Origin of the sequence: Levilactobacillus humaensis, from assembly GCF_024345185.1 — a bacterium.
GTDB classification, from domain to species: Bacteria; Bacillota; Bacilli; order Lactobacillales; family Lactobacillaceae; genus Levilactobacillus; species Levilactobacillus humaensis.
Map to the genome: position 1 here is coordinate 26815 of NZ_BROB01000023.1, position 10711 is coordinate 37525.

The following is a 10711-nucleotide window of genomic DNA, read 5'->3' on the forward strand; positions in this document are numbered from 1 at the left end:
TTATGGCAGCGACAAAACACGCACAGACAATTAAACAAGACTCCCAGGATTACCTGGCAACCGCCCTACTGGCCCTCTTAGAAACCCACGATCTGACTGATCTCACCGTGACTCAGGTCGTTAAACGAGCTGGTGTCAGTCGCATGGCGTTTTACCGGAATTTCGATACTCTGGACGCCGTGCTCACAACACACTTCGCGCCGATCATGGCGGTGGGGTTCGCCGACGTCCTGGCTCACGCCCCGGAGGACCAGAAACTGGCCGCTCTGGGAACCTTCTTTACTAAACTAGGGCCCACACTTCGACTGGCGGTCGACCGCGGGTTCGAACCAGTTTTCCAGAATCTGTTCGATGACAACATGCAGCATTTTTATGCGGTGACCATGACCTGGAAAGGCGCGACACCGACCCAACAAAAATACTGGACGCAGTTCATGTCGGCTGGAGTCTATCGCCTCTGGCGCGAATGGCTACTAGGTGGGCAACAAGAGTCGTTGACCACGATGCATGACCTGCTGGCAGCCTTCCAGACGGGAACGATGACGGCCTTGATGGCCCTAGCAAATCCGACAACGTAAAAACAGGACAGCAACCGGATTTGAAAAGCGGTCGCTGTCCTGTTTTGTTGTACTGTTTCACGTGGAACACACTATAACTAGCTGTCCTGACGCGTTGCCGCGATGTCGATTTCACGAACGTTAACTTCCTGCGGCATATCGTAGATGAATTTCACCGTCTGGGCCACGTACTTGGGATCCAAGGTTAAGCCACCCATGGTTTCCTTCCATGCTTCGTAGTCCTTCAGAGCTGAAGCATCGGTCACGTGGGTCAGAAGTTCCGTCTCACCGGCACCGGGCGCCACGCGGGAAACCCGGACGTTGTCATTAGACACTTCCTGGCGAATCGTTTCTGATAAGCCGTGCACGCCAAACTTGCTGGCAACGTATGCCGCGTGGTTGGCGAAGGCCTTGAATCCAGCGATTGAAGACATGTTGATAATCGTGCCATGATGGCGTTTAACCATGGCGGGCAAGACGATCTGAGTGCCGTTGAGCACACCCATCACGTTGGTGTCGAGCATCGTTTGCCATTCCTTGGGATCCTGACGTTGGACATTTCCCAGGAGCATCACGCCAGCGTTGTTAATCAACAGGTCGGTCTCGCCGTATTGGGCTTCGGCCGTGTGAATTGCGTCGGCCAGGGCGGCCTGATCGGTCACGTCGACGGCAGCCACTAGCACGTTGTCAAAGTTCAATGGCAACTCACGAATCTTTTCGACCCGCCGACCCAGTAATAACATCGGGTAACCCGCCGCGTTAAAGAGTTTGGCATCCTCGGCCCCAAAGCCTGAGCTGGCACCGGTGATGACGATTAAAGGTTTCGTATTAGTCATGAGATAATTCCTCCTAAATTCTTTCAGTCCATTGGACGCGGCGATTTCACCGCCACGCCACAAGCAATAATGGTAGTATAGAATCTAGAGCTAACTCTAGGTCAAGCGATATTTTTAAAATAAAGGAGAAATTATCATGAGCTATTCAATTGGACAGGTGGCCGATAAGCTATCGATCAGTCCCTATACCCTGCGTTACTACGATAAGGAGGGATTGTTGCCCTTCGTCGACCGCAACCAAGCGGGACGCCGGCGGTTTAAAGACAATGACTTCAACTTTCTAGAAGTCATCGTCTGTCTCAAGGAGGCCGGCGTCCCGGTCAAGCAGATCGGGAACTTTATCGACCTCTGCATGACCGGCGACACCACGCTTGAGGACCGCTATGACTTCCTGAATGAACATGAGGCCAAGCTGGAAGCAAAGATGGCGCGGCTTCAACATACCCTGGATTTTCTCCGCTGGAAGAAGTGGTACTACAAGACGGCACTCCAGGCCGGAACGGAGCGGATTCACTACCTGCCGGGTACCAATCAGGTCGACCCCGCTGTGCATGCTGAATTTAATCAGTTAGTGGCGGATGGCGCGGATCCCAAGGACTTGGGGAACCTGCCAGAAGGGACGGCTAAAGCATGATCACCTTGCAAACTTTGACCCCCGTCAGTCCCGACTGGACCACGGCTGCTGCACAAATTGGTGCCATCCCCTGGTCCGCGGGGCCACACCTTTCTAAGGTGATGACCACGGCTGACTGGCAACCTTGGGAACGAGTTGTTTACGCTACGGATGGTGACCATCTCGTGGGATGTTGTGCTCTGCTAGCCAACGATATCGTGCCGGACACCGACTACACCCCATTTATCAGTACCGTCTACGTCGATCCCACCTATCGCCAGCGCGGGATCAGCTTGAAATTGGTGCGGACGGCCGAACAAGCGGCGGTCGCAGCCAATATTACCGGCTTGTACATCGTCACCCGCCACGTCGGGCTTTACGAGCACCTGGACTACCGGCTGGTCGACCAACAGAACGATCGGTTCGGCCGGCCTAGCCGAATACTTTATAAGGCTTTGGTGGCTGGGGAAAATGATGGTATTTAACTTCGCCAGAACAGGCAACTAAAATTACTAAATAGTGAAACCAGCTGACTGAACTTTGTTATTAGATACAGAAATGGCCGCTCTACGGGTAATGTTCACCGTAGAGCGGCCATTTTTTCATATTAACGCTTATGGAAAGGTCGTCACAAACCAATCACACCAGATCATCAGAGATTCCGCATCGTCTGGAGACTCTTTTAAGGCTATTTTCATCGCCGTTTACCGTGCTTCACCGTCATCTGGACGGGTAAACTGACGTGTGCATCAGCGTCCCGTGTGAACAGCACGTGACTATCGCGCGCGTCCGTGTCATTTCTAACGTGATCTGGCCGCGATGTGACCACCCCTCATCTTTCATGATGACCCCCGCCTCCGTGCCAAGTTCACCGAGTGTCTCGCCCTGATCATAAGGTATCTAGTGGGCCATATTGCTCACCTTTACATTGATTTCGTCAGGTTCTGTACCAATACTCGCGCGACTGCCTTGGCTGAGAAAGGATTCTGCCCGGTGATCAGCTGACCATCTTGTACCGCATACTCCCGATAGGCCCGGCGCTTCAGAAAAGTGGCTCCTCGCTGTTCTGCCGCATCTTGATTGAAAAACGGCACGACAGACTTCTTGCCAGCCAGAACTTCTTCAGCCTTGGTAAAGCCAGTAATCCGACGACCAGCGATCAGGTAATCACCGGCGGCCATCTTAATATTCAACAGCCCAGCAATCCCGTGACAAACAGAGGTGACATAGCCCCCCTGATTGTAAATACTGGTCGCAATGGCTTGTAGTTCAGAATTGTCGGGGAAATCCCACATGACGCCGTGACCACCCGCATAGTAGATAGCCGCATATTCCGAAGGATCAACCTGTGATGGCTTCAGGGAATGCGTCAGAGCACGTTGCCGGAAATCAGTCGTTTCATAGAACGCCATGATCTCTTCATCAACATACTTCATACTCCGTGGATCCAATGGAACGAATCCCCCTTTGGGACTGACATAATCGACTTGATAGCCCGCCTTCTGCACGATTAGGGCAAATTCGGTGGCTTCTCCCAACCACAGACCCGTTGGTTCCGGTGCTTCACCATAACGCGTCGTATTCGTTAGAACAATCAAGATTCTCTTTAAAGTTGCTGGTTGCATTTCATCGTCTCCATAACGTGGTCTAATAGGATCTTCAATTGATCAATTTGCTTTGTTTGATGGGTGAGATAATAGAAATTTTTCGTTCCCTCGCGCCGATAGTCCACGAGCTTAACCTCACGTAAAATCTTGAGGTGATGAGAGACCGCTGGTCGCGAGAGAGCCGTCACCCCCATCAGATCAGTCACCTGCAAACCTCGATGAACCACCTTCTGATCCAGCAAAGCAATGATAATGGCCTGACGCTTCTGATCCCCCAAAGCCACAAGAAAATCACTAGAATTGGTAAATTCATGTTTTAATTTCGTTAGATTTGACATTTTCCGTTGCCTCTTTGTTTATTATTTTAAACCATTAAAACACGATGGTCGTTCTTTGTCAACTTGATGTATTCAAGGATTAGGTCGAATTATTCGGTTGACATTTTTAAACCGACTGAGTAATATGTACCTTATTCGTTTAAAAATATAAACCAAAAGAAGGTCACTTAATGTCAAATTCCATGCAAGCTGCTCTGATTACCCATTACAAACAATCCTTACCAGAGATTCGTACTGTGCCCGTTCCTACGCTAACTCCCACGGACGTTCTGGTTCGAATCAAGGCCGCAAGTCTCAATCCCATCGACTTAAAAACTATGGCCGGGGGCCTGCGCCCACTACTTTCCTATCAACTGCCACTCATTATCGGCAGTGACTTTGCCGGTGAGATCGTTGCCGTTGGCCAACAGGTCACCACATTTAAAGTCGGTGATGCCGTCTACGGGCGCCCTCGGAAGACACGAATCGGAACGTTCGCGACGTATCTGGCTATCGATGTTGACGACATCGCTTTGAAGCCACGAAATCTCAGTTATGAAGAAGCTGCGGCCGTTCCGTTAGTCGGCCTGACTAGCTATCAAGCACTCAATGATATTCTAAAAATCCAGTCCGGCCAAAAAATCCTGATTCAGGCCGGTGCTGGCGGTATCGGCACCCTTGCCATTCAGCTGGCTAAACGACTAGGCGCATTTGTCGCTACCACCACGAGTGCTAAGAATGTCGCATTTGTTCAAAAATTAGGAGCCGATCGCGTCATTGACTACCACTCTGAGAACTTTTCGACTGTCTTGTCGAACTACGACGCCGTTTTTGATACCCTAGGCGGAGAAAATTTGGCGCAAGCCTTCTCCATCGTGAAGCCCGGCGGTCAAGTCGTCAGCATCTCGGGGCTTCCCGATGCCAGATTTGCCAAAGAGTATGGCCTACCTCGTTGGAAACAAGCCCTATTTCGCTTAGTGACCAACCGTCTGACTCGACTAGAGAAACGGTCTCAGGTCACCTATCGCTTCTTGTTCATGTGGCCCAGTGGCACAGAACTCGCAACCCTGACACAACTGATTGAACAGCATCAATTGCAGCCAATCGTTGACCAAACCTTTGCCTTTCAAGATCTCAACCAGGCCCTGACAGCCTTAAAGCTCGGGCACACGCGCGGAAAAATTGTGGTGCAGATGGCCTAACTAAAAACGGTGACACCATTTTCAGGAAATCACCGCCTTGGGACACCTTACTATGACTTTAAAATCGGCCCACCATTCTTGAAATGTTTGACCTGTTTGGCATAGTTCACCTTGGCAAAACCATGCTTCTTGTGGAAACCGTAATCGGTACAGGCAAAGGACTTCCCCTTCCGATACACGGCGAAGTCCGCATTTCGTGCCAGGACAAAGCCGTTCTTGGCGATATGCCCCTTGAGACGGTAGAGATGTTTCCCAATTTTTTTGTATTTCAGGTGGGACATGATCTGAACCGGCATGTTGGAAACGCCCATCTCAAACCGCGACTTGGTCAGGGTGAATGCGGCCCCGAAACCCTCTGCCGAAGAGGTCCGTTTGGCCTGAAAATTACCGCGTAAGGCCTTGGGGCTGCCTTTGTGCCACTTGGCCGCGCTGGCTGACGTGGGAATCGTCCCACCCACTAGAAGTGTTGTCAGGGTGACGACCACGACTTTACCGAATTTAGTCATTATTTTTCCTCCAAGGATTGCCTGAGTGGGCCGCGTCCCTTTATTAAAATAATCATTAACGGGGCTAACGACTTGTTGTTCTCACTATAACTTGCGGTCCAACTAGCGTCAATCAGAACGTGCTATAAATACTGTTATACCGCGTAAAAGGCCCTCCAGTAACGACATTCTCGTCGTCACTGGAGGACCTTTTTCTGATATTTAATTGTTAGTCTTGACGCTTAGCACGTTTGAATCCGAACAGAGATCCAATCACCGCCAGCAGTGCCAGGCCCCACCAAGATGAGGTTTGCTGATCACTGGTTTGTGGCAAGGTTGTCGCCTTGGCAGGTGCTAATTTAGCTGCCGCTTGACCCTTGGTTGCCAGTTGCGTTACCTTGGCTCCAGAGCCCTTAACAGCCGTCTTCTTGGCTGGCTTGTTCGTGGTTACCTTGGCAGCCTGACCACCATTCTTGGCCGGTGTCGTTGGCTTAGAAGGCTTGTTAGGCGTCACAACGGCGGGCTTACCACCATTTTCAACAGCCTGGTAGGTGTAAACCACATTCTGGCTAGCTGACGTGTAAACACCGCTGGCATTAGCTGGCGTAGTGACTAGCTTGTAGCCGTCGAGACTCTTAGGAACTGTCGTGTAGGCCTGACCAACTGTCCCAGTTAACGTGTCATCGGGGGCCAGTTGCTTGCCGGCTGCCGTTTGGTAGTGAACCGTTACCGTACCGTCCGTAACCGGTTGGCCGGGGTCGACTGGGGTAACAGGTGGTGTAACGGGCTTGCCATTCGCCTTGTAGTAAACATAAATATCATTGTTAACATCTTGGATGGTCCCGCTGAGTGTCTGATCCGTCAGCGTGCCATTCCCTTCAACCCGGTCGAAGTCATAACCGTCAACCTTAGGCAGGTCAACACTCCAGGCCGTACCTTTCTTTCCGGATTCCTTGACGATCTTGTCACCGATCGCGTTGCCGTCTTCATCAACCAGATAAATCTTCTGTAAGGGGCTGAAGAGTAACGTGATATTTTGGGCATCGCTATCATAGGTCACCGTCGAACTCTCGGTATTACTGCTGAGATCTTGACTAAGTTTACGCGGCTTTTCATAGGTAAATCCACGGTCCTCGAGATCCGCGATAGCCTTTTGAACTGACGCATCATTTAAAACATCCAAGGTTGAACCCGTTTTGCCACTCAAAATGGTAAATGGTGCAATCTTAACCCCACCATCGAGTTCAAAGGCAACTGTCACGGCGCCAACTCTAGCATCTAAGGTGTAAGGCACGACGATGCTTCCACTAAATTGAAGACCATTCGGTGCCTCGGGCTTCGTGAGATCGTTGTGTCGGTTGAGGTCCCAAATCAATTTCACTTGGCCAGTCCCATCAGCATTAGTCGTTAGTTGTTTCCAAGTCGACCAGTTTCCGGCACCAATCATGCCTTCAGTTCCAGTTGATTGCGGATCGCCCTGCATGAATTCATTAAAATCGTACAGATTGTCGTAGGCAAAGGACCAGGTCGACAATTCAGACGTCGCAGGATTTAAGGCAACTTGATCTGTCGTCCAAGTCTGGTTATCTGCGGAAATTGTATAGGTAATCTCATCCATCCATGGTTGCCAATTGAGGCCCAAAAGCGGTGTGATATCAAAGATGTGATTGCCACCAAAGCTCAAGAATCCTGGAGCCGCCGTGATGTTACGTAACGGTGAGAGATCGGAAATGTTGTTGTACTGAAAGGACATGCTGGATAAATTAACTAATTTAGCTAATGGCTTCAGACTCGTAATTTTATATAGACTGTCTGCTTGCTGCGAAAAACTAATGGATGTCAATGCGGTCAGATTGCTCATAAATGACAGGTCTGTGATGTTGTTATACGACAAGTTAAGGGAGGTCAGTCCAGTCAAGCTAGCTAGTGCAGCCGTGTCAGCATCACCGATTTGATTCCAGGATAGGTTTAAACTCGTTAACTGAGTGAGGCCTTGGAGCGCGGAAATATCTGATAACTGTCCACGTTGGCTGGTATTTCCCCACGTCTTGCTTGCTTTGCTATCCGGCAAGATTGCTAACTTTGTCAGACTTTTGGCATATTGAAGCCCTTCTAAAGATTTAACGTTGATGACCGCATTGTAGAAGGATTGATCAGTTTGTTGCTTAGTTTCGGCAGCATTCGCCCACAAATCAATTTTCGTTAACTCTCCCAAAAGATCCGTGTTGATCTGCGAAACATCTGTGATCTCCGGATGTGTTTGTTGAATAGCATATAAGACCACCTGTTGAAGATTCTTATCTGGAATAAGATCATCCACTGTCGGCGTGGCTACCTTTGGCGTTGGCATAGATCTCAACATACTGGATCGCTTTGGTGTTGTTAGTGTGTTTTCAGGCTGTTGCTGAGCCGTGTTTGACGTCTTCTTAGTATTGTCTGGCGTCTCAACAACTTTCTTAACAGGGCCTTCGGGGTCGTTGGTTACATTATCTTTAGGAGTCGTTTCATCTTTTGTTGTGTCGGGATCCGATGTAGTTTCTGGGGTCTCGGAAACTGAGGGAACAACGGGGTCCTGTTCAGGCTTAGTATCTGTTGCAGGCTTCTGAAGCGAGACTTGTGGCTGTTGTTCTTGACCAGTCACAGTCTTTCCCGTTGTATCATTAATTCCACTAGCGGTATCGGCATGTGCGACTTCAGTTGTCGCTAATCCCATGGTTCCCAGTGTTAACGCAACTGCGCTTGTGAGCAACCAGCGATTTTGATGTTGTTTTCTTGTTAACTTTTGATCCATTTTCATTTTTAAGTCCCCTGTCGTGACGTTTCCCTAGTCGTTATTAGTCGGCAATATGTACTTTGTTTAATGCTCACATTTAATATAACACCGTTAATTGTTTTTAACAACACTGTGAACGTTCATTCTCCATCATTTTTTCTATGTAAAACCAATCTAACGTTACTATATCAAGGGATCACGGGGGATTAAGGCGATTTTTATTTAAAGTAGGTGTTATATGATGGCATTCGTAAATTGAGCTTAAAATGTTGGTGTAACAGTATTCTTATAGTGTTGATTTTTAAATTTAAAATTTTTGTCGTCATTGTTTCACTTGCTGAGATTTGAGGTGATCATGTGGCATTATCTACACTCTCCACTAGACATCATCATCTATCGGTGCATATAAAAAAACGAAAGAATTCCTCATCAAAGGGGAATTCTTTCCAGTAAAAGTTGTTACTTTTTAAATTTATCCTCACACACGTGGGGAGCACCAAGGCGGTAGTCTGGATCACTCACTGGACAAGGGATCATCCCCACATACGTGGGGAGTACTTGTAGGATGTGCTGAAAAAGTGATAGTCCTCGGGATCATCCCCACATACGTGGGGAGTACCAGATATTTAGTGTATACGTCACAAGTTCGGCGGGATCATCCCCACATACGTGGGGAGTACCTCGAAAAATTAACACGCAAATTCGGGCGTGTGGGATCATCCCCACATACGTGGGGAGTACTTAAACGGGATCACCGCAATGTTCTGCGAGCTAGGATCATCCCCACATACGTGGGGAGTACTCATACTGCTTACGGGCATCGGCTACGGTGCGAGGATCATCCCCACATACGTGGGGAGTACCCTGGATGTCTTTGTAAACGGGGCCGAGAGCTAGGATCATCCCCACATACGTGGGGAGTACAAATATAGTCATACATAGCGCGGCACTTGATCAGGATCATCCCCACATACGTGGGGAGTACGTTCCTGAAAAAACATTTAATAAGAATATGTCGGGATCATCCCCACATACGTGGGGAGTACATACAGCAACTGAAATTAATAGTGCCATGATTAGGATCATCCCCACATACGTGGGGAGTACTCGGCCCACACTTCGTATGGAGACCGCCAACTGGGATCATCCCCACATACGTGGGGAGTACTAGACCCCTACCATCCGGTTTCGGTTGATGTGGGGATCATCCCCACATACGTGGGGAGTACTGTCATTGCAAATCATGCCTGATGGTATGTATGGGATCATCCCCACATACGTGGGGAGTACTTTCAGCTCTAATTCTACTCTGAAAGCGGGGCGGGATCATCCCCACATACGTGGGGAGTACCTTCAATATACTTATATAAGGAGTAATTATTTAGGATCATCCCCACATACGTGGGGAGTACTTGAAAGCACCAACGGTCACGGTTTTAATCACAGGATCATCCCCACATACGTGGGGAGTACACGGACAAGATGGATTGGATGTTTCGGCATGGAGGATCATCCCCACATACGTGGGGAGTACTGATGTAGAGGATATTTCACATGCCACCTTCGAGGATCATCCCCACATACGTGGGGAGTACTCTTTAGAAACATAACTGGCACTGTCTTTTCTGGGATCATCCCCACATACGTGGGGAGTACTTCTACAAGGTGGAGCAGGCATCACTGGGATAAGGATCATCCCCACATACGTGGGGAGTACTCAACCAATAAAATCATTTACAACGCAACGTGGGGATCATCCCCACATACGTGGGGAGTACCATACGCGGCCAACCATTATGACAGGAATTACAGGATCATCCCCACATACGTGGGGAGTACTTTGTGGGGCGACCATCAAGATCCCTACGCCTAGGATCATCCCCACATACGTGGGGAGTACTTGCTTTGCCGAAGTTAGGTATTGGGCAACCGGGGATCATCCCCACATACGTGGGGAGTACCTTGACCCCGAAGCCCTGGACTGGACACTAGAGGGATCATCCCCACATATGTGGGGAGTACATCCATGGACTTGTTGGCATCACGCCACAGGAAGGATCATCCCCACATACGTGGGGAGTACACTAAAGAAACGCAGTCATACCGCGGTTCTTAAATTTTAAAAACACCTGTTTCATTCAGTTTGGTTGCTAAATCCAAAGTCGCTTGAGCATCGGCTAGAGCTTGATGAGGTGTCTTATTCTCAATACCATAATCATCCAGCACCGTCGCTAAACGATAATTATGGGAGATTGCAAGAATTATCCGAACACTTATTAGAACCTCATCTGTTCCCAGAAGACCTCTAATGGTGTACGCCA

Annotated in this window: 9 protein-coding genes, 1 pseudogene and 1 CRISPR repeat array; of the genes and pseudogenes, 4 read left to right on the forward strand and 6 right to left on the reverse strand. The window is 49.1% G+C overall.

Features of this window, described 5'->3' with window-relative positions; all coding sequences use genetic code 11:
- The first annotated feature begins 2 nt into the window (after window positions 1–2).
- Window positions 3–578 (forward strand): TetR/AcrR family transcriptional regulator, encoded by a 576-nt coding sequence (locus OCU14_RS08275; RefSeq protein ID WP_261810626.1) that lies wholly within the window; start codon window positions 3–5, stop codon window positions 576–578.
- 77 nt (window positions 579–655) lie between these two features.
- Here OCU14_RS08275 and OCU14_RS08280 read toward each other — a convergent pair whose 3' ends face one another.
- A complete protein-coding gene (locus OCU14_RS08280; protein WP_261810627.1) occupies window positions 656–1393 on the reverse strand; it encodes an SDR family oxidoreductase in 738 nt (245 codons plus the stop codon).
- Window positions 1394–1529: 136 nt separating this feature from the next.
- On the opposite strand from OCU14_RS08280, the gene OCU14_RS08285 reads away from it, so the two are divergent.
- Window positions 1530–2027: a MerR family transcriptional regulator gene (locus tag OCU14_RS08285; RefSeq protein WP_261810628.1), complete on the forward strand. Its 498-nt coding sequence runs from the start codon at window positions 1530–1532 to the stop codon at window positions 2025–2027.
- Window positions 2024–2491 (forward strand): GNAT family N-acetyltransferase, encoded by a 468-nt coding sequence (locus tag OCU14_RS08290; RefSeq protein ID WP_261810629.1) that lies wholly within the window; start codon window positions 2024–2026, stop codon window positions 2489–2491. The genes OCU14_RS08285 and OCU14_RS08290 overlap by 4 nt, the downstream gene beginning before the upstream one ends.
- Before the next feature lie 438 nt (window positions 2492–2929).
- Here the strand turns inward: OCU14_RS08290 and OCU14_RS08295 are convergent, their stop codons facing one another.
- Window positions 2930–3631, reverse strand: a complete 702-nt coding sequence (locus OCU14_RS08295; RefSeq protein ID WP_261810630.1) for a type 1 glutamine amidotransferase domain-containing protein — start codon at window positions 3629–3631, stop codon at window positions 2930–2932.
- Window positions 3613–3951: an ArsR/SmtB family transcription factor gene (locus tag OCU14_RS08300; protein WP_261810631.1), complete on the reverse strand. Its 339-nt coding sequence runs from the start codon at window positions 3949–3951 to the stop codon at window positions 3613–3615. Before OCU14_RS08300 ends, OCU14_RS08295 begins: the two co-directional genes overlap by 19 nt.
- 170 nt (window positions 3952–4121) lie before the next feature.
- Here OCU14_RS08300 and OCU14_RS08305 point away from each other — a divergent pair, with 170 nt between their 5' ends.
- Complete coding sequence (locus tag OCU14_RS08305; RefSeq protein WP_261810632.1) at window positions 4122–5132, forward strand: NADP-dependent oxidoreductase; 1011 nt, start codon at window positions 4122–4124, stop codon at window positions 5130–5132.
- A 50-nt stretch (window positions 5133–5182) separates the two neighbouring features.
- On the opposite strand, the gene OCU14_RS08310 is transcribed toward OCU14_RS08305, so the two are convergent.
- From OCU14_RS08310 to OCU14_RS08320, 3 genes and pseudogenes are all read right to left on the reverse strand, one after another.
- Window positions 5183–5638, reverse strand: a complete 456-nt coding sequence (locus OCU14_RS08310) for a hypothetical protein (RefSeq protein ID WP_261810633.1) — start codon at window positions 5636–5638, stop codon at window positions 5183–5185.
- Window positions 5639–5846: 208 nt separating this feature from the next.
- On the reverse strand, window positions 5847–8414 hold the full coding sequence (locus OCU14_RS08315; protein ID WP_261810634.1) for a MucBP domain-containing protein: 2568 nt from the start codon (window positions 8412–8414) through the stop codon (window positions 5847–5849).
- 506 nt (window positions 8415–8920) lie between these two features.
- A CRISPR array of direct repeats spans window positions 8921–10473; the repeat unit is 28 nt; unit sequence GGATCATCCCCACATACGTGGGGAGTAC.
- Between the two features lie 29 nt (window positions 10474–10502).
- Window positions 10503–10711, reverse strand: a pseudogene (locus OCU14_RS08320) (hypothetical protein); the annotation flags it as partial.